We start from the raw sequence: 19420 nt of genomic DNA, 5'->3' as shown, positions 1-19420 counted from the left end.
GTAGCGGGTAGTGTCGCCGCCCGTGATCGAAAACCTTGTCTGGATCGCGGTGGCGCTCGCCGTCGTCGGGGTCTACCTCAGCTGGACCGCCGGGCGGCTGGACCGGTTGCACACGCGGATGGACGCCGCCCGGGCCGCACTCGACGCGCAGCTCGTGCGGCGGGCTTCGGTGGTGCTGGAGGTGGCCACCTCCGGGGCGCTCGACCCCGCGTCCTCGCTCGTGCTGTACGAGGCCGCGCACGCCGCGCGGCAGGCCGAGGAGGAGTACCGGGAGGTCGCCGAGAGCGAGCTCAGCCAGGCCTTGCGGGCGGTGTTCGCCGACGCGGACCAGGTGGAGGTGCTCAAGGCCGCCCCGGGCGGGGTGGAGGCGGCCGAGGAGCTGGCCGCGGCGGTGCGCCGGGTGCCCATGGCGCGCCGGTTCCTCAACGACGCCGTACGGGCCGCCCGCGCGCTGCGCCGCCACCGCAAGGTCCGATGGTTCAGACTGGCGGGACACGCGCCGTTCCCGTTGGCCTTCGAGATGGACGATGAGCCTCCGGTGGACCTCGCGGACCGCCCCGCCTGAGTTCATAGGGCCGCGGGGGACAAATGAAAGAGCCACCGGCTCCACATTGGCCCTTGTAGTGGACTGGTCGGTGGGGTTTTCTCAGCGAAGTACCACCCGTCTTCCCTTCGCGTTCGTTTCGAGTGAGGTCAACCCGTGAGCACGCTTCCCACCTCTTCCCAGTCCGCTGAGTCGGCGATCGGCACCTCCCGCGTCAAGCGCGGCATGGCCGAGCAGCTCAAGGGCGGCGTGATCATGGACGTGGTCAACGCCGAGCAGGCGAAGATCGCCGAGGACGCCGGCGCCGTGGCCGTCATGGCCCTGGAGCGGGTCCCCGCCGACATCCGCAAGGACGGCGGCGTGGCCCGCATGTCCGACCCGAACATGATCGAAGAGATCATCGAGGCCGTCTCCATCCCGGTCATGGCCAAGTCCCGCATCGGCCACTTCGTCGAGGCCCAGGTCCTCCAGTCCCTCGGCGTCGACTACATCGACGAGTCCGAGGTCCTGACCCCGGCCGACGAGATCAACCACTCCGACAAGTGGGCCTTCACCACCCCCTTCGTCTGTGGCGCCACCAACCTGGGCGAGGCCCTGCGCCGCATCGCCGAGGGCGCGGCCATGATCCGCTCCAAGGGCGAGGCCGGCACCGGCAACGTCGTCGAGGCCGTCCGCCACCTGCGCCAGATCAAGAACGAGATCGCCCAGCTGCGCGGCTACGACAACAACGAGCTGTACGCCGCCGCCAAGGAGCTGCGCGCCCCGTACGAGCTCGTCAAGGAGGTCGCCGAGCTCGGCAAGCTCCCGGTCGTGCTGTTCTCCGCCGGTGGTGTCGCCACCCCCGCCGACGCCGCCCTGATGCGTCAGCTCGGTGCCGAGGGCGTCTTCGTCGGCTCCGGCATCTTCAAGTCCGGCGACCCGGCCAAGCGCGCCGCAGCCATCGTGAAGGCCACCACCTTCTTCGACGACCCGAAGGTCATCGCGGACGCGTCCCGCAACCTGGGCGAGGCCATGGTCGGCATCAACTGCGACACCCTCCCCGAGGCCGAGCGCTACGCCAACCGCGGCTGGTAGTCACTGCCATGACCACACCCGTTATTGGTGTCCTGGCCCTCCAGGGCGACGTACGGGAGCACCTGATCGCCCTGGCCGCGGCTGACGCCGTGGCCAGGCCGGTCCGGCGTCCCGAGGAGCTCGCCGAGGTCGACGCGCTGGTGATCCCCGGCGGCGAGTCCACGACCATGTCGAAGCTCGCCGTGCTCTTCGGCATGCTGGAGCCGCTGCGCGAGCGCGTGCGCGCCGGCATGCCGGTCTACGGCACCTGCGCCGGCATGATCATGCTCGCCGACAAGCTGCTCGACGGCCGTGAGGACCAGGAGACGCTCGGCGGCATCGACATGATCGTGCGCCGCAACGCCTTCGGCCGCCAGAACGAGTCCTTCGAGGCGCGGATCGACTTCGCGGGCATAGAGGGCGGCCCGGTCGAGGGCGTCTTCATCCGCGCCCCCTGGGTCGAGTCGGTCGGCGCCGACGCCGACGTGCTCGCCACGTACGACGGCCACACGGTCGCCGTGCGCCAGGGCAACGTCCTGGCGACCTCGTTCCACCCCGAACTCACCGGCGACGATCGCGTGCACGCGTACTTCGTCGACATGGTGCGCGCGGGGCTGTGACGCGCTCCCGGTAGGATCGGAGACGAACACTGTTGGTTACGCGAAGGAGACAGGCGGATGTCCGGCCACTCTAAATGGGCTACGACGAAGCACAAGAAGGCCGTGATCGATGCCAAGCGCGGCAAGCTCTTCGCGAAGCTGATCAAGAACATCGAGGTCGCGGCCCGTATGGGCGGTGCCGACATCGACGGCAACCCGACGCTCTTCGACGCCGTTCAGAAGGCCAAGAAGCAGTCGGTCCCGAACAAGAACATCGACTCCGCGGTCAAGCGCGGCGGCGGCCTCGAGGCCGGCGGCGCCGACTACGAGACGATCATGTACGAGGGCTACGGCCCCAACGGTGTCGCGGTGCTCATCGAGTGCCTCACCGACAACCGCAACCGTGCCGCCTCCGACGTCCGCGTCGCCATGACCCGCAACGGCGGCTCCATGGCCGACCCGGGCTCGGTCTCGTACCTGTTCAACCGCAAGGGCGTCATCCTGCTGCCCAAGGCCGGGCTCTCCGAGGACGACGTCCTGGACGCGGTCCTGGAAGCCGGCGCCGAAGAGGTCAACGACAACGGCGAGACCTGGGAGATCATCAGCGAGGCCACCGACCTGGTCGCGGTCCGCACCGCGCTCCAGGAAGCCGGCATCGACTACGACTCCGCCGACTCCAGCTTCGTCCCGACCATGCAGGTCGAGCTCGACGAAGAGGGCGCGCGCAAGATCTTCAAGCTGATCGACGCGCTCGAGGACAGCGACGACGTGCAGAACGTCTTCGCCAACTTCGACGTCTCGGACGAGGTCATGGAGAAGGTCGACGCCTGACCGGCGCCGCACCCTCCGCTCTTCCCGGCGGGCCGACAGGACACACCCTGTCGGCCCGCCGTCGCATTGTCGGTGCGGGCCGATAGCCTGCACGCACAGGTGTCGGAAGAGGGGGGCGGAGTGCGCGTACTGGGTGTGGACCCGGGGCTGACCAGGTGCGGTGTCGGCGTGGTCGAGGGAGTCGCCGGACGGCCCCTGACCATGATCGGCGTCGGGGTCGTGCGGACGCCCGCCGACGCCGAGCTGGGGCAACGGCTCGTCGCGATCGAGGCGGGCATCGAGGAATGGCTCGATGAGCACCGTCCCGAGTTCGTCGCCGTGGAGCGGGTTTTCAGCCAGCACAACGTGCGCACCGTGATGGGAACCGCCCAGGCCAGCGCCGTCGCCATGCTGTGCGCCGCGCGCCGCGGGATACCGGTCGCCCTGCACACCCCGAGCGAGGTCAAGGCCGCCGTCACCGGCAGCGGCCGCGCCGACAAGGCGCAGGTCGGTGCGATGGTGACCCGGCTGCTGCGGCTCGCCGAGCCGCCGAAGCCGGCCGACGCCGCCGACGCGCTCGCCCTCGCCATCTGCCACATCTGGCGGGCCCCCGCCCAGAACCGCCTCCAGCGGGCGGTGGTGCAACACGCCGCCTCAGCCTTGAAAGGCCGTACCCGATGATCGCCTTCGTCAGCGGCCAGGTCGCCGCGCTCGCCCCCACCCTGGCCGTGATCGAGGTCGGCGGGGTGGGCATGGCCGTCCAGTGCACGCCGAACACCATCGCGGGGCTCCGGGTGGGCGAGCAGGCGAGACTGGCCACCTCCCTCGTCGTACGCGAGGACTCCCTCACCCTGTACGGCTTCGCCGACGACGACGAACGCCAGGTCTTCGAGCTCCTCCAGACCGCGAGCGGGGTCGGCCCCCGGGTGGCCCAGGCGATGCTCGGCGTGCACACCCCGGACGCGCTGCGGGTGGCGTTCGCCGCGGGCGACGCGAAGGCGCTGACGGCGGTGCCGGGGATCGGGCCGAAGGGGGCGCAGAAGCTGCTGCTGGAGCTGAAGGGGAAGCTGGGCGCGCCGGGTGGCGTGGCGGTCGGTGCCCAGCGCGCGCCCGCCGCGGCGGGGCCGGCGCCGTGGACGGAGCAGCTCACGGCCGCGCTGATCGGGCTGGGGTACGCGTCGCGGGACGCGGAGGAGGCGGTGTCGGCGGTGACGCCGCAGGCCGAGGCGGCCATTGCCTCCGGCGGGTCGGCGCCCGTGCCGCAGCTGCTGCGGGCCGCGCTCCAGTCCCTGAACCGGGCCCGCTGACGGGCTCCCGCCGCGCCGTGCCGTGCCGTGCCGCTGCGCGGGGCCGGGGTCCCCTACCCGCCCTTCGCCCGTTCCCCGGGCTGCGCCCGGACCCCCTTCCGGGGGCTCCGCCCCCAGACCCCCGCGCCTCAAGCGCCGGCGGGGCTGGAGTTTCGCTGCGCGAAATCCAGCCCGCGCGGCGCTTGAGCGCACCGGGGTCCGGGGACGGAGCCCCGGTTCTCCCAGCCCCGCCGGCGATTGAGGCGCGGGGTCAGGGGCGGAGCCCCTGGGAACGGGGGAAGGGCGGGTAGGGGACCGCCCCGCGCAGCGGTACACGCGCAGCCCCCGCACCCGGAACGGCAAGGCCCCCGGCACGGGACCCCCCCGACCACCACCGCAACGACGTAGAAGGCAGACTGAACACCGTGAACTGGGACGACGAGAGCGACGACCGGATCGTGGCGGCCGCCGCCGACGGGGAGGACACCGCCGTCGAGGCGGCGCTGCGTCCCAAGGACCTCGGCGAGTTCGTCGGCCAGGAGAAGGTCCGCCAGCAGCTGGACCTCGTGCTGAAGGCCGCCCGCCAGCGCGGCGCCACCGCCGACCACGTGCTGCTGTCCGGCGCGCCCGGCCTCGGCAAGACCACCCTCTCCATGATCATCGCCGCCGAGATGGGCGCGCCCATCCGGATCACCTCCGGCCCCGCCATCCAGCACGCCGGGGACCTCGCCGCGATCCTGTCCTCCCTCCAGGAGGGGGAGGTCCTCTTCCTCGACGAGATCCACCGCATGTCCCGGCCCGCCGAGGAGATGCTGTACATGGCCATGGAGGACTTCCGCGTCGACGTGATCGTCGGCAAGGGCCCCGGTGCCACCGCCATCCCGCTGGAGCTGCCGCCGTTCACCCTCGTCGGGGCGACGACCCGGGCGGGCCTGCTGCCCCCGCCCCTGCGGGACCGCTTCGGCTTCACCGGGCACATGGAGTTCTACGCCCCCGCCGAGCTGGAACGGGTCGTCCGCCGCTCCGCCGGCCTGCTCGACGTCGAGATCGACACCGCCGGGGCCGCCGAGATCGCCGGCCGCTCCCGCGGCACCCCGCGCATCGCCAACCGGCTCCTGCGCCGCGTGCGCGACTACGCCCAGGTGAAGGCCGACGGGGTGATCACCCGTGAGATCGCCGCCACCGCCCTCCAGGTGTACGAGGTGGACGCGCGCGGGCTCGACCGGCTCGACCGGGCCGTGCTGGAGGCGCTGCTCAAGCTGTTCGGCGGCGGGCCCGTCGGGCTGTCCACCCTCGCCGTCGCCGTGGGAGAGGAGCGCGAGACGGTCGAGGAGGTCGCCGAGCCCTTCCTCGTCAGGGAGGGGCTGCTCGCCCGTACCCCGCGCGGCCGGATCGCGACCCCCGCCGCATGGGCCCACCTGGGGCTCGTCCCGCCCCAGCAGGGCGGCGGCGGAACAAGCGGACAACAGGGCCTCTTCGGGGCCTGACGGCGCGGAGGTTCGACCGGTCAGGAACTGCGGTGCCATGCTGGGCGTTGTTCCATCGGTGCGGACTCGCCTAGACTCCGCCGATGCCGACCCTTCGGGTCGGCGTGCCCACCCCCGTAGAAATGGCCGCTCCCCGGCGCGGCCGTGCGAAGGATCCTCGTCCCGTGAACAACATCAGCTTCTTGCTCCCGTTCATCGTGCTCATCGGGGCGATGTTCCTGATGACCCGGTCCGCCAAGAAGAAGCAGGCCCAGGCCGCTTCGATGCGCGACCAGATGACGACCGGCACCGGCGTGCGCACCATCGGCGGCATGTACGCCACGGTCAAGGAGATCGGCGAGGACACCGTCACCCTGGAGGTGGCCCCCGGTGTCCACGCGGTCTACGCGAAGAACGCCATCGGCGCCGTGCTGGAGGACGCCGAGTACAACCGGATCGTCCACGGCTTCTCCGAGACCACGGAGGAGGACGCGCCGGTCGTCCCCGACGACGCCTCCTCGCTGACCGAGGGCGACGCCCCCAAGCTCGACCTGGGCAAGAAGGACGAGCCCAAGGGCGACGACGAGCCGAAGGACGGCAAGACCGACGGCGAGCCCGGCGCCAAGTAGCGGCCGGCAGGGACCGCGGTGGTGTCCGACCGGCATCCGCCGCGGTTCCCGCAGTGAACTTCTGCGGGGGGCAGGGGTCCCCACCACACATTTCGTGGCCGTCCGCGCGCTGACCCGGCGCGGGACGGTTGGACAGGGAGAAACGACAAGGTGGCAGCACCGAAGAAGGGCCGGCGGCCCACGGGGGCTCAGGGGAGGCCGGGGCGCGCCCTGGCCATCATCCTGATCGCGATGGTGGCGCTCACCGCGGGGATGTTCCTCACGAAGCAGACGACGCCCCGCCTGGGCATCGACCTCGCCGGCGGTACGAGCATCACGCTCAAGGCCAAGAGCGAGCCCGGCAAGCCGGACGCCGTCAACGAGACCAACATGAACACGGCGGTCGGCATCATCGAGCGCCGCGTCAACGGTCTCGGCGTCTCGGAGGCCGAGGTCCAGACGCAGGGCCGCGACCACATCATCGTGAACATCCCCAAGGGGACGAACGAGCAGCAGGCCCGCGATCAGGTCGGCACCACCGCCCAGCTGTACTTCCGCCCCGTGCTGGCCTTCGCCGACGGTGCCCCCGCCGCTCCCGAGCCGAAGCCGAGCACGTCCACGGGCGCGTCCCCGAGCCCCTCCGCGAGCGGCTCCGGTGCCCCGAAGCCCGAGGGCAGCTCCAAGCCCTCCGCGTCGGCCACCCCGTCGTCCAGCGCCACTTCCCAGGGCCGTGTGCTCAGCGAGGCCCTCAAGGCCCCGGGCACCCCCACTCCCTCGCCCTCGGCGAGCGAGTCGAAGAAGGCAGACGACAGCAAGGCCACGCCCTCCGCCTCGGCCCCGGCCCCCGCGCCGACCCCGTCGGCCGACCCGGCCCTCGCGAACCTGCAGACGAAGTTCGCCACGCTGGACTGCACCAAGGAGGACCAGCGCGCCGCCGCGGGCCAGGGCGTCAAGCCCGAGGACCCGATGGTCGCCTGCGGTCAGCGCGGCAACCAGTGGGGCAAGTGGATCCTCGGTCCGGCCCAGGTCGCCGGTACGGACGTGAAGGACGCCAAGGGCGTCATCGACCAGCAGCGCGGTCAGTGGATCGTCACCATGCAGTTCACCGACAAGGGCGCCGACAAGTTCGCCAAGATCACCGGTGAGCTCGCCACCAAGCAGTCCCCGCAGAACCAGTTCGCGATCGTGCTCGACGGCGAGGTCATCTCCGACCCGTCCGTCAGCCAGGCGCTGACCGGCGGCAACGCCGAGATCTCCGGCGGCTTCACCCAGCAGTCCGCGCAGGACCTGGGCAACATGCTCTCGTACGGCGCGCTGCCGCTGTCCTTCCAGGAGGACAGCGTCACCACCGTCACCGCCGCGCTCGGCGGCGAGCAGCTGAAGGCCGGCCTCATCGCCGGCGCCATCGGCCTCGCGCTCGTCGTGATCTACCTGCTGGTCTACTACCGCGGCCTGGCCTTCATCGCCATCGTCAGCCTCCTGGTGTCCGCGATCCTCACGTACACGATCATGGCCCTGCTGGGCAAGGGCATCGGATTCGCCCTGAACCTGCCGGCCGTCTGCGGCGCGATCGTCGCGATCGGCATCACCGCCGACTCGTTCATCGTGTACTTCGAGCGCATCCGCGACGAGATCCGCGAGGGCCGCACCCTGCGTCCGGCCGTCGAGCGCGCCTGGCCGCGTGCCCGCCGCACCATCCTGGTCTCCGACTTCGTGTCGTTCCTGGCGGCCGCGGTGCTCTTCGTCGTCACCGTCGGCAAGGTGCGGGGCTTCGCCTTCACGCTGGGTCTGACGACCCTGCTCGACGTGGCCGTGGTGTTCCTCTTCACCAAGCCGGTCATGACCCTGCTGGCCCGTACGAAGTTCTTCTCCAGCGGACACCCGTGGTCCGGGCTGGACCCGAAGCGGCTGGGCGCCAAGCCGCCGCTGCGCCGGTCCCGCCGCGGCGCGCCCGTTCCCGCCCCCGTCGACGCAAAGGAGGCGTGAGAGATGTCGAAGCTGGGAGATCTCGGCGCCAAGCTGTACCGCGGTGAGGTCGGCTACGACTTCGTCGGCAAGCGCTTTCTCTGGTACGGCGTTTCCATCCTGATCACCATCACGGCGATCGTGGCCCTGGCCGTTCAGGGCCTCAACATGGGCATCGAGTTCAAGGGCGGTGCCGTCTTCACCACCCCGAAGACGACCGTCTCCGTCGCCCACGCGACCGAGAGCGCGGAGAAGGCCTCGGGTCACGACGCCATCGTCCAGCAGCTCGGCAACGGCGGACTGAGGATCCAGATCTCCGGTCTGGACACCGACGACGCCGCGTCCGTGAAGAAGCAGCTCGGCACCGACCTCAAGGTCGACGCGGCCCAGATCAACGCCGACCTGGTCGGCCCGAGCTGGGGCGAGGAGATCGCCAACAAGGCCTGGACCGGCCTCGGCGTCTTCATGGTCCTCGTGGTGATCTACCTCGCCATCGCCTTCGAATGGCGGATGGCCGTCGCCGCGCTGATCGCGCTGATCCACGACCTCACCATCACCGTCGGCGTGTACGCGCTGGTCGGCTTCGAGGTCACCCCGGGCACCGTGATCGGTCTGCTCACCATCCTCGGCTACTCCCTCTACGACACCGTCGTCGTCTTCGACGGTCTGAAGGAGGGCTCGAAGGACATCACCAAGCAGACCCGCTACACCTTCAGCGAGATCGCCAACCGCAGCATCAACGGCACGCTGGTCCGCTCGATCAACACCACCGTCGTCGCGCTGCTCCCGGTCGCGGGCCTGCTCTTCATCGGCGGCGGTTTCCTCGGCGCGGGCATGCTCAACGACATCTCGCTGTCGCTGTTCGTCGGCCTCGCGGCCGGTGCGTACTCCTCGATCTTCATCGCGACCCCGCTGGTCGTGGACCTGAAGGAGCGCGAGCCGGCGATGAAGGCGCTGACCAAGCGGGTCCTCGCCAAGCGCGCATCCGCGGCCGCCAAGGGCGAGGACGCCGAGGGCGCCGACGGGGACGACGTCCCGCAGGTCGTGGCCCAGGGCGGCCAGGGGAGGCGGCGCCGGTGACCGCGCCCTCTTCCACCCCCGAACTCCGCGAGCTGCTGCTCGGCCGGATCAAGGACGTCCCGGACTACCCGAAGCCGGGCGTGGTGTTCAAGGACATCACCCCGCTGCTCGCCGACCCGAAGGCCTTCGCGGCGCTGACGGAGGCGCTGGTGGAGCTGGCCGTCCGGTACGGCGCCACCAAGATCGTCGGCCTGGAGGCGCGCGGGTTCATCCTCGCCGCCCCGGTCGCCGTCCAGGCGGGCATCGGCTTCATCCCGGTGCGCAAGGCCGGCAAGCTGCCCGGCGCCACGCTCGCGCAGTCGTACGAGCTGGAGTACGGCACCGCCGAGATCGAGGTCCACGCGGAGGACCTGGCGGCCGGTGACAAGGTCATGGTCATCGACGACGTCCTCGCGACCGGCGGTACCGCCGAGGCTTCGCTGGAGCTGATCCGGCGGGCCGGTGCCGAGGTCGCCGGGGTGGCCGTCCTGATGGAGCTGTCGTTCCTCCCGGGCCGGGAGAAGCTGGCTCCGGCCCTGGGCGACGTACCCCTGGACGCGCTGCTCGTGGTCTGACGTCCGCTCCGCCGATGCGGCGGGTGCCCGGGATGCTCCGGGTGCCCGCCGTTTTCGTGTGCGGCGCCGCTGCCGGGGGCTCTGCCCCCGGACCCCCGCGCCTCGAACGCCGGCGGGGCTGGACTTGCGTGGGGCCGGATGCCGGGCGGCGGGGTCGCCATACAGGCGGGCCGGAGTGGGCCTGGGGCCGTGTCCCAGTGGGCGGCCGAGGAGAACGGGGCGGCGGAACCCTCGCTACCATGGGTTATCCGGACCTGACCGGGGCCCCGGATCCCAGAGGAGCGCTCTTGCCAGACGAGGTCCAGCCACTCTCCGCCGCACAGCCCGACCCGAAGGCCGACCCGGCCGCGGCGGCCGCAGCCACGCCCCCGCCGGCCCCGCCGGTCAAGCCCGTTCCGGCCAGGCCGGGCGGGTCCTCCAACCGGGTGCGCGCCCGGCTGGCGCGCCTCGGTGTGCAGCGTTCCAACCCGTACAACCCGGTACTGGAACCCCTGCTCCGCATAGTCCGCAGCAACGACCCGAAGATCGAGACGGCGACGCTGCGCCAGATCGAGCAGGCCTACCAGGTCGCCGAACGCTGGCACCGCGGTCAGAAGCGCAAGAGCGGCGACCCGTACATCACCCACCCGCTCGCGGTGACCACCATCCTCGCCGAGCTCGGCATGGACCCGGCCACCCTGATGGCCGGCCTGCTGCACGACACCGTCGAGGACACCGAGTACGGCCTGGAGCAGCTGCGCCGCGACTTCGGCGACGCCGTGGCCCTCCTCGTCGACGGCGTCACCAAGCTCGACCGGGTCAAGTTCGGCGAGGCCGCCCAGGCCGAGACCGTCCGCAAGATGGTCGTCGCCATGGCGAAGGACCCGCGCGTCCTGGTCATCAAGCTCGCCGACCGCCTGCACAACATGCGCACCATGCGCTACCTCAAGCGGGAGAAGCAGGAGAAGAAGGCCCGCGAGACCCTCGAGATCTACGCGCCCCTGGCCCACCGCCTCGGCATGAACACGATCAAGTGGGAACTGGAGGACCTCGCCTTCGCGATCCTCTACCCCAAGATGTACGACGAGATCGTGCGCCTCGTCGCCGAGCGGGCGCCCAAGCGCGACGAGTACCTCGCCCTCGTCACGGACGAGGTGATGGTCGACCTGCGGGCGGCCCGGATCAAGGCCACCGTCACGGGCAGACCCAAGCACTACTACAGCGTCTACCAGAAGATGATCGTCCGCGGCCGTGACTTCGCGGAGATCTACGACCTGGTGGGCATCCGAGTCCTCGTGGACACCGTCCGGGACTGCTACGCGGCCCTCGGCACCGTGCACGCGCGCTGGAACCCGGTCCCCGGCCGGTTCAAGGACTACATCGCGATGCCCAAGTTCAACATGTACCAGTCGCTCCACACGACGGTCATCGGGCCCAACGGCAAGCCGGTCGAACTCCAGATCCGCACCTTCGACATGCACCGCCGCGCCGAGTACGGCATCGCCGCGCACTGGAAGTACAAGCAGCAGACCGTCGCCGGCGCCTCCAAGGTCCGCACGGACGTCCCGCAGGCCGCCAAGGGCAGTGCCGGCCAGGACACCGTCAACGACATGGCCTGGCTGCGCCAGCTGCTCGACTGGCAGAAGGAGACGGAGGACCCGGGCGAGTTCCTCGACTCGCTGCGCTTCGACCTCTCCCGCAACGAGGTCTTCGTCTTCACCCCCAAGGGCGACGTCATCGCGCTGCCCGCCGGCGCGACCTCCGTGGACTTCGCGTACGCGGTCCACACCGAGGTCGGCCACCGCACCATAGGGGCACGGGTCAACGGCCGGCTCGTGCCGCTCGAATCGACCCTGGACAACGGCGACCTCGTCGAGGTGTTCACCTCGAAGGCCGAGGGCGCGGGCCCGTCCCGCGACTGGCTCGGCTTCGTCAAGTCCCCGCGGGCCCGCAACAAGATCCGCGCCTGGTTCTCCAAGGAGCGCCGCGACGAGGCCATCGAGCACGGCAAGGACGCCATCGCCCGGGCCATGCGCAAGCAGAACCTGCCCATCCAGCGCATCCTGACGGGCGACTCCCTCGTCACCCTGGCGCACGAGATGCGCTACCCGGACATCTCCTCCCTCTACGCGGCGATCGGCGAGGGCCACGTGGCCGCGCAGGGCGTCGTGCAGAAGCTGGTGCAGGCCCTCGGCGGCGAGGAGGCCGCCAACGAGGACATCGAGGAGAGCGTCCCGCCGTCGCGCGCCCGCACCAAGCGGCGCGGCAACGCCGACCCCGGCGTGGTCGTCAAGGGCGTCGAGGACGTGTGGGTGAAGCTGGCCCGCTGCTGCACCCCGGTGCCGGGCGACCCGATCATCGGCTTCGTCACCCGCGGCAGTGGCGTATCGGTTCACCGGGCCGACTGCGTCAACGTCGACTCCCTCTCCCAGCAGCCCGAGCGGATGCTGGAGGTGGAGTGGGCGCCGACCCAGTCCTCCGTCTTCCTGGTGGCCATCCAGGTCGAGGCGCTGGACCGGTCCCGGCTGCTGTCGGACGTCACCCGGGTCCTGTCGGACCAGCACGTGAACATCCTCTCGGCGGCCGTGCAGACCTCCCGCGACCGGGTGGCGACCTCGCGGTTCACCTTCGAGATGGGCGACCCCAAGCACCTGGGGCACGTCCTGAAGGCCGTACGCGGTGTCGAGGGCGTCTACGACGTGTACCGCGTCACCTCGGCCCGCAGGCCGTAGCGGAACGGGAAACGGGAACGGCGAGCGGAACCCGAAGCGGAAGCCGGAAGCCGCAAGCGCGAGTGGGCGCCACCCCCGAGGGGGTGGCGCCCACTGCCGTCACGGGCGGCCGGCGGATCAGGGGTTGGCCCACCAGACGAAGTTGAGGTTGCCGCCGAAGAGCGCGGACACCACCGTGGCCGCCCCGACGACCCACATCACCGTGCTCCGCCGGGCCCTGGCCAGGGCCAGCGCGAAGGGGAACAGCAGCGGGAAGGCGGGCATGATGAAGCGCATCTTCGAGTAGTAGAAGCCCGCGCCGCCCAGCGCCACCAGCATGATCATGGCCGTGAAGACCCACACGACCGCCGGGGGCCGGCGCTTGCGCGTGATCATGACGAACAGCACCACGGCCGCGACCACCGTCAGCGACACCACGACGTGGTTGAGGGTGAGGTGCGTGTCCGTGAAGGTCTTCTTCAGCGACCGCAGCGTGTCGATGCCGCCGTCGTACTTCGAACCCCAGCGGTCCTGGAGCTCGAAGTAGCCGTCCCAGCGGCCGAAGTGCAGGCCCACGAAGCCCACGTAGCCGAACCAGCCCAGCGGCGCGATCAGCGAGGCCGCCAGGATCCGCCCCACGGGCGGACGCTGCACGCGCCGCCTACGGCGCCACTGCACGATCTCCCAGACGCCCGCCAGCACCACGGCCGCGACGATCGCCGACCCCGAGGGACGCGTGGCACCGGCGAGGAAGGCCAGCACACCGGCCGTCAGCCAGGACTTCGTCAGCACCGCGTACATCGCCCACGCCGACAGGGCGAGGAACACCGGCTCGGTGTACGCCATCGACTGGACCAGCGCCGCCGGAACGATCGCGAACAGGGCACAGGTGAAGAGGGCGACCCGGCGCCCGTAGATCTTGTCGGTGACGGCGAAGACGCCCCACGCGGCGATCACCGACGCGAGCAGCGCCACCCCGATCGCCGCCCAGTTCACGGGCAGGTGCGTGACGTTCACCGTCCACCGCACCACCAGGGGGTAGACGGGGAAGAACGCCATCTGGCACCCCGGCCCCACCGGGCCGCAGGAGGCGGGCATCTCCGTCGTCAGGCCGTGCTCGGCCATGTGGAGGTAGAAGTCGGAGTCCCAGCGCCCGCCCAGGACCTCCAGCGGCCCCACGCCCTCGCGGCGGGCCCAGACGGCCATCACGGCCAGCCCGACGGCCCGCAGCCCGATGTGGATCAGCAGCGCCTTCCGGGCCCGCCGCAGACTGGCGAGTACGCGCCGCCCGACCCCCGGGCGTCCCGGTGTCCTCTTGTCGGCGGCGTGCCGCGCGACGGGACGGGTCTCTGGGACATCCGCGCGTATGTGGGTATGCGTCACTTTCGATCCTGGTCCTCGCCCGGCTGGGGGTCCGCCGAGGCGGCACCGTACAACGGTACACATGATCGAGGTGCGACAGACCCGCAGGCTGCGTCGACCTGATAACGGAGGGCCGCACCCGGCGGGGCGGGTGGGGACGCCGTACGCCCGGAACGACGGACGGGCACCACCCGGCCGAAAACCGGTGGTGCCCGTCCGTCGGAAAGCCCAGGGAGCGGGAGCGCGCGGCGTCAGCCGCCGAACTCCTCCAGGCCCTTCAGCGCCTGGTCCAGCAGGGCCTGCCGGCCCTCCAGCTCCCGGGCCAGCTTGTCCGCCTTCGCGTTGTTGCCGGCCGCGCGCGCCGCGTCGATCTGTTCACGCAGCTTGTCGACGGCCGCCTGCAGCTGACCCGTCAGACCGGCCGCACGGGCCCGCGCCTCCGGGTTCGTACGCCGCCACTCGCCCTCCTCGGCCTCCTGGATGGCCCGCTCCACGGCGTGCATCCGGCCCTCTACCTTCGGACGGGCGTCGCGCGGCACGTGGCCGATGCCCTCCCAGCGCTCGTTGATGGAGCGGAACGCGGCCCGCGCCGCCTTCAGGTCCGTCACCGGCAGGAGCTTCTCCGCCTCGACGGCCAGCTCCTCCTTCAGCTTCAGGTTCTCGACCTGCTCGGCGTCGCGCTCCGCGAAGACCTCGCCGCGCGCCGCGAAGAACACGTCCTGGGCTCCGCGGAAGCGGTTCCACAGGTCGTCCTCGGCCTCGCGCTGCGCCCGGCCGGCCGCCTTCCAGCTGTCCATCAGCTCGCGGTAGCGGGCGGCCGTCGGACCCCAGTCCGTCGACCCCGACAGCGACTCGGCCTCGGCGACCAGCTTCTCCTTGGCCTTGCGGGCGTCCTCGCGCTGCGCGTCCAGCGCCGCGAAGTGCGCCTTGCGGCGCTTGGAGAAGGCCGAGCGGGCGTGCGAGAAGCGGTGCCACAGCTCGTCGTCCGACTTGCGGTCGAGCCTGGGCAGACCCTTCCAGATGTCCACCAGCGCGCGCAGCCGCTCACCGGCGCTGCGCCACTGGTCGCTCTGCGCCAGCTGCTCCGCCTCGGTGACCAGGGCCTCCTTGGCCGTACGGGCCTCGTCGGCCTGCTTGGCCTTCTGGACCTTGCGCTCCTCGCGCCGCGAGTCCACCGTCGCCACCAGCTTGTCGAGCCGGACGCGGAGCGCCTCCAGGTCGCCGACGGCGTGGTGCTCGTCGACCTGGGTACGCAGGTGCTCGATCGCCGTCTGGGCGTCCTTGGCGGACAGATCAGTGGTCCGAACCCGCCGTTCGAGGAGGCCGATCTCGACCACCAGGCCCTCGTACTTGCGCTCGAAGTAGGCCAGGGCCTCCTCAGGGGTGCCCGCCTGCCACGAGCCGACGACCTGCTCGCCCTCGGAAGTACGCACGTACACGGTGCCGGTCTCGTCGACTCGGCCCCACGGGTCGCTGCTCACAGCGCCTCCTCCACCTGATGCCCGCCGGGGGTGGACCCCCGGGCATCGTCCACAGTTTCCTGGGGCGGGCAGCGCCCGCCCTGCACAACGCCAACATAGGCGACCGCCGGGCCGGCTGTCCGCATCCCGCACGACGGAATATCGACGTACGGGCGGCGGGCCGGCCGGGCCCGGGGCCGCGCGGCCCGGTCAGTTCTTGGTGACGGTGCCCTTCTCGATGGTCACGGGGGTCTTGGGGGCCCCGTCCTGGGCGCCGTCCGCGGTCCCGGCCTTGGCCACCTCCTCCAGCACCTTCAGACCGGCCGCGTCGATCTTCCCGAAGGGGGTGTACGACGGGGCGAGCGGGCTGTCCTTGTAGACGAGGAAGAACTGGCTGCCGCCGGTGCCGGGACGGCCGGTGTTGGCCATCGCGACCGTGCCGGCCGGGTAGACCACCTGCCCCTGCTCGTTGGGCTTGCCCAGGGAGTCCAGGTTCTCGTCCGGGACGTTGTAGCCGGGACCGCCCATGCCGGTGCCCTCCGGGTCGCCGCACTGGAGGACGAAGATCCCGCCGGTGACCAGGCGGTGGCACTTGGTCTTGTCGAAGAAGCCCTTGTCGGCGAGCGACTTGAACGAGTTGACCGTCTGCGGGGTCTTCGCCGCGTCCATCTCGAACTTCACGTCGCCCGCGCTGGTCTTCAGGTCGAAGGTGTACTTCGCCTTGTCGTCGATCGCCATGGCGGGCGAGGGCGACTTCTTCGGCGTCGGCGCCGACGGGGACGACGAGGGGTCGGCCGCCGAGTCCTTCGTGTCCCCGCTGTCGAACACACCGCCCACGACGAGGCCGACCAGCGTGGCGATCACCACGGCCGAGGCCGCGCCGATGACCGCCAGGCGCTGCCGCGACCTGCGCCGGGCCTCCGCGCGTCGCTTCTGCTGGCGCTCGTACTTCTCCCTGGCGAGCTGTCGCCGACGCTGATCGCTCGTGACCACCGGGTCGTCTCCTTGTGCGTCTCTGGTACCGCTGTCCGGGCTGGGTTAGGCCGTACCGTATATGGGTTCGCTGTGTGATGAGGGGCGCCGGTACGCTCTGAGCAGCAGATTCCGATCCGGTGCCGCCCACCGGACGACGATTGAGGACGAACGTGCTGATTGCCGGATTCCCCGCCGGGGCCTGGGGCACCAACTGCTACCTGGTCGCCCCCGCCGCCGGTGAGGAGTGCGTGATCATCGACCCGGGCCACCAGGCCGCCCAGGGCGTCGAGGAGACGTTGAAGAAGCACCGCCTCAAGCCCGTCGCCGTCGTCCTCACCCACGGCCACATCGACCATGTGGCCTCGGTGGTCCCGGTGTGCGGAGCACACGACGTACCGGCCTGGATCCACCCCCAGGACCGCTACATGATGAGCGACCCGGAGAAGGCGCTCGGCCGCTCCATCGGCATGCCGCTCATGGGGGAGCTGACCGTGGGCGAGCCGGACGACGTCCGCGAGCTCACCGACGGCGCCGCCCTGAAGCTGGCCGGGATGGAGTTCTCCGTGGCGCACGCGCCCGGGCATACCAAGGGGTCGGTGACCTTCCGGATGCCCGAGCAGGCGGACGTCCCGCCCGTCTTCTTCTTGGGCGACCTGCTGTTCGCCGGCTCCATCGGACGCACCGACCTGCCCGGCGGCTCCCACGCCGAGATGCTCCAGTCGCTGGCCCGCGTGTGCCTGCCGCTGGACGACTCGACCGTGGTGCTGTCCGGCCACGGTCCCCAGACCACCATCGGCCGCGAGCGCGCGACCAACCCGTACCTGCGGGAAGTCGCCGCCGGCCTGGGGGACGGCACCGCCGCCCCACGACGAGGAATGTGACGAGAGTTTCGTGGCTACTTTTCAGGCCCCCAAGGGCACGTACGACCTGATCCCGCCGGTCTCCGTGACGTACCTGGCGGTGCGCGAGGCCATCTCCGCGCCCCTGCGGAACTCCGGCTACGGCTACATCGAGACCCCGGGCTTCGAGGACGTCGGCCTCTTCGCCCGCGGCGTCGGCGAGTCCACCGACATCGTCTCCAAGGAGATGTACGCCTTCACCACCAAGGGCGGCGACCAGCTCGCCCTGCGCCCCGAGGGCACGGCCTCCGTGCTGCGCGCGGCCCTGGAGTCGAGCCTGCACAAGAAGGGCAACCTGCCGGTTAAGCTCTGGTACTCGGGCTCGTACTACCGCTACGAGAAGCCGCAGAAGGGCCGCTACCGCCACTTCTCGCAGGTCGGCGCCGAGGCCATCGGCGCCGAGGACCCGGCCCTGGACGCCGAGCTGATCATCCTCGCCGACCAGGCGTACCGCTCGCTCGGCCTGCGCAACTTCCGCATCCTGCTGAACTCGCTCGGCGACAAGGAGTGCCGCCCGGTCTACCGGGAGGCCCTCCAGACCTTCCTGGGCGGTCTCGACCTCGACGAGGAGACCGTCCGCCGGGCCGAGATCAACCCGCTGCGCGTCCTCGACGACAAGCGGCCCGAGGTGCAGAAGCAGCTGGCCGGCGCGCCCGTGCTGCGCGACTACCTGTGCGACGCGTGCAAGGCGTACCACGAGGAGGTCCGGGCCCTGGTCACGGCCGCCGGCGTCGCCTTCGAGGACGACGAGAAGCTCGTGCGCGGCCTCGACTACTACACCCGCACCACCTTCGAGTTCGTCCACGACGGCCTGGGCTCGCAGTCCGCCGTCGGCGGCGGCGGCCGCTACGACGGCCTGTCCGAGATGATCGGCGGGCCGGCGCTGCCGTCCGTCGGCTGGGCGCTCGGCGTGGACCGCACCGTCCTCGCCCTGGAGGCGGAAGGCGTGCAGCTCGACATCCCGGCGTCGACGGCGGTGTTCGCGGTCGCGCTGGGCGAGGCCAAGCCGGCCGTCTTCGCACTGGTGACCGAGCTGCGCCGGGCCGGGGTCGCGGCCGACATGTCCTACGGTGGAAAGGGCCTCAAGGGCGCCATGAAGGACGCCAACCGCAGCGGCGCGCGCCTCGCGATCGTCGCGGGTGACCGCGACCTCGCCGAGGGCGTCGTCCAGCTCAAGGACATGGAGTCCGGCGAGCAGGCCGCCGTGGCCGTCTCCGACCTGGTCGCCGAGGTGCGGGCCCGTCTGGCCTGACGTCCGGACCGCCCGCCGGGGGCGGGGCGGGGGAGTCCTCCCCGCTCCGCCCCCGGCGCTTTTCCGGGCCGGGAACCGGGGTGTTTCCCGGCCGTCCTTATCCTCCGCGAACGGATGGCGCCCGCCGCCGTACGGCACAATGGCCCCTGCTTGATGACCTTGCGGAAGCGGAGCGGGCGGGATCGGGATGACGACAACAGGCGCAGGCGCGGACACCGCTCCGCGGACCTTCGGCGGGAGCCGGGCGCTCGCCCTGCTGCTGGTCATCACCGGAGCGGCGGGCCTGCTGGCCGCGTGGGTGATCACCATCGACAAGTTCAAGCTGCTCGAGGACCCGAACTTCGTCCCGGGCTGTTCCCTGAACCCGGTCGTCTCCTGCGGCAACATCATGAAGAGCGAGCAGGCGGCCGTCTTCGGCTTCCCCAACCCGATGCTCGGCCTGGTCGCCTACGGGATCGTGATCTGCGTCGGCATGAGCCTGCTGGCCGGGGCCCGGTTCGCCCGCTGGTACTGGCTGACGCTGAACGCGGGCACCCTCTTCGGCGTCGGGTTCTGCGCCTGGCTGACGTACCAGTCCCTGTACAACATCAACTCGCTCTGCCTGTGGTGCTGCCTGGCCTGGGTCGCCACCATCCTGATGTTCTGGTACGTCACCTCGCACAACGTGCGCCAGGGCCTGCTGCCCGCCCCCGCGTGGCTTCGCGGCTTCCTGGACGAGTTCACCTGGGTGCTGCCGGTCCTGCACATCGGGATCATCGGCATGCTGATCCTGACGCGCTGGTGGGACTTCTGGACCTCCTGAGCCGGACCTGAGCGC

At 71.1% G+C, this 19420-nt stretch carries 18 protein-coding genes; 15 read left to right on the top strand and 3 right to left on the bottom strand.

Annotated elements, in window-relative coordinates:
• Positions 1–22 precede the first annotated feature (22 nt).
• The 12 genes from D1J60_RS07085 to D1J60_RS07030 all read left to right on the top strand — a co-directional run bounded on the left by D1J60_RS07085 (position 23) and on the right by D1J60_RS07030 (position 12676).
• Positions 23–565 carry a membrane protein gene (locus D1J60_RS07085; protein ID WP_042800642.1) on the top strand — a complete coding sequence of 181 codons (543 nt, stop codon included), beginning with the start codon at positions 23–25 and terminating at the stop codon, positions 563–565.
• Positions 566–700: 135 nt separating this feature from the next.
• Positions 701–1618 carry a pyridoxal 5'-phosphate synthase lyase subunit PdxS gene (gene pdxS, locus D1J60_RS07080; RefSeq protein ID WP_007263067.1) on the top strand — a complete coding sequence of 306 codons (918 nt, stop codon included), beginning with the start codon at positions 701–703 and terminating at the stop codon, positions 1616–1618.
• Between the two features lie 8 nt (positions 1619–1626).
• Positions 1627–2217 carry a pyridoxal 5'-phosphate synthase glutaminase subunit PdxT gene (gene pdxT, locus D1J60_RS07075; RefSeq protein ID WP_125820535.1) on the top strand — a complete coding sequence of 197 codons (591 nt, stop codon included), beginning with the start codon at positions 1627–1629 and terminating at the stop codon, positions 2215–2217.
• Positions 2218–2274: 57 nt separating this feature from the next.
• Positions 2275–3027, top strand: a complete 753-nt coding sequence (locus tag D1J60_RS07070) for a YebC/PmpR family DNA-binding transcriptional regulator (RefSeq protein ID WP_125594181.1) — start codon at positions 2275–2277, stop codon at positions 3025–3027.
• Positions 3028–3147: 120 nt separating this feature from the next.
• The gene (ruvC, locus tag D1J60_RS07065; RefSeq protein WP_125594182.1) at positions 3148–3687 is read left to right on the top strand and encodes a crossover junction endodeoxyribonuclease RuvC; all 540 of its coding nucleotides are present in this window, start codon (positions 3148–3150) and stop codon (positions 3685–3687) included.
• Complete coding sequence (ruvA, locus tag D1J60_RS07060; protein WP_125594183.1) at positions 3684–4313, top strand: Holliday junction branch migration protein RuvA; 630 nt, start codon at positions 3684–3686, stop codon at positions 4311–4313. Before ruvC ends, ruvA begins: the two co-directional genes overlap by 4 nt.
• A gap of 404 nt (positions 4314–4717) precedes the next feature.
• A complete protein-coding gene (ruvB, locus tag D1J60_RS07055) occupies positions 4718–5779 on the top strand; it encodes a Holliday junction branch migration DNA helicase RuvB (protein ID WP_185899134.1) in 1062 nt (353 codons plus the stop codon).
• Positions 5780–5943: 164 nt separating this feature from the next.
• Positions 5944–6387 carry a preprotein translocase subunit YajC gene (yajC, locus tag D1J60_RS07050; protein WP_260618494.1) on the top strand — a complete coding sequence of 148 codons (444 nt, stop codon included), beginning with the start codon at positions 5944–5946 and terminating at the stop codon, positions 6385–6387.
• Between the two features lie 150 nt (positions 6388–6537).
• On the top strand, positions 6538–8352 hold the full coding sequence (secD, locus tag D1J60_RS07045) for a protein translocase subunit SecD (protein ID WP_125820534.1): 1815 nt from the start codon (positions 6538–6540) through the stop codon (positions 8350–8352).
• A 3-nt stretch (positions 8353–8355) separates the two neighbouring features.
• The gene (secF, locus tag D1J60_RS07040; protein WP_125820533.1) at positions 8356–9411 is read left to right on the top strand and encodes a protein translocase subunit SecF; all 1056 of its coding nucleotides are present in this window, start codon (positions 8356–8358) and stop codon (positions 9409–9411) included.
• Entirely contained in the window at positions 9408–9965 is a 558-nt protein-coding gene (locus D1J60_RS07035) for an adenine phosphoribosyltransferase (RefSeq protein WP_125820532.1), read from the top strand. The genes secF and D1J60_RS07035 overlap by 4 nt, the downstream gene beginning before the upstream one ends.
• A gap of 287 nt (positions 9966–10252) precedes the next feature.
• Positions 10253–12676: a bifunctional (p)ppGpp synthetase/guanosine-3',5'-bis(diphosphate) 3'-pyrophosphohydrolase gene (locus tag D1J60_RS07030; protein ID WP_125820531.1), complete on the top strand. Its 2424-nt coding sequence runs from the start codon at positions 10253–10255 to the stop codon at positions 12674–12676.
• Positions 12677–12793: 117 nt separating this feature from the next.
• Here the strand turns inward: D1J60_RS07030 and D1J60_RS07025 are convergent, their stop codons facing one another.
• The 3 genes from D1J60_RS07025 to D1J60_RS07015 all read right to left on the bottom strand — a co-directional run bounded on the left by D1J60_RS07025 (position 12794) and on the right by D1J60_RS07015 (position 16470).
• A complete protein-coding gene (locus D1J60_RS07025) occupies positions 12794–14038 on the bottom strand; it encodes a glycosyltransferase family 39 protein (protein WP_241253172.1) in 1245 nt (414 codons plus the stop codon).
• Positions 14039–14268: 230 nt separating this feature from the next.
• Positions 14269–15498 carry a DUF349 domain-containing protein gene (locus D1J60_RS07020; protein WP_125820530.1) on the bottom strand — a complete coding sequence of 410 codons (1230 nt, stop codon included), beginning with the start codon at positions 15496–15498 and terminating at the stop codon, positions 14269–14271.
• Between the two features lie 189 nt (positions 15499–15687).
• A complete protein-coding gene (locus D1J60_RS07015; RefSeq protein WP_125820529.1) occupies positions 15688–16470 on the bottom strand; it encodes a peptidylprolyl isomerase in 783 nt (260 codons plus the stop codon).
• Positions 16471–16622: 152 nt separating this feature from the next.
• Between D1J60_RS07015 and D1J60_RS07010 the strand changes: the two genes are divergently transcribed.
• The 3 genes from D1J60_RS07010 to D1J60_RS07000 all read left to right on the top strand — a co-directional run bounded on the left by D1J60_RS07010 (position 16623) and on the right by D1J60_RS07000 (position 19405).
• Complete coding sequence (locus tag D1J60_RS07010) at positions 16623–17333, top strand: MBL fold metallo-hydrolase (RefSeq protein ID WP_125820528.1); 711 nt, start codon at positions 16623–16625, stop codon at positions 17331–17333.
• Between the two features lie 10 nt (positions 17334–17343).
• Positions 17344–18603, top strand: a complete 1260-nt coding sequence (hisS, locus tag D1J60_RS07005) for a histidine--tRNA ligase (RefSeq protein ID WP_125820527.1) — start codon at positions 17344–17346, stop codon at positions 18601–18603.
• Between the two features lie 187 nt (positions 18604–18790).
• On the top strand, positions 18791–19405 hold the full coding sequence (locus D1J60_RS07000; RefSeq protein WP_125820526.1) for a vitamin K epoxide reductase family protein: 615 nt from the start codon (positions 18791–18793) through the stop codon (positions 19403–19405).
• Positions 19406–19420: the final 15 nt, after the last annotated feature.

The organism is Streptomyces sp. W1SF4 (genome assembly GCF_003950035.1).
Taxonomy (GTDB): Bacteria; Actinomycetota; Actinomycetes; order Streptomycetales; family Streptomycetaceae; genus Streptomyces; species Streptomyces racemochromogenes.
This window is presented reverse-complemented; position numbering and strand designations above follow the sequence as displayed.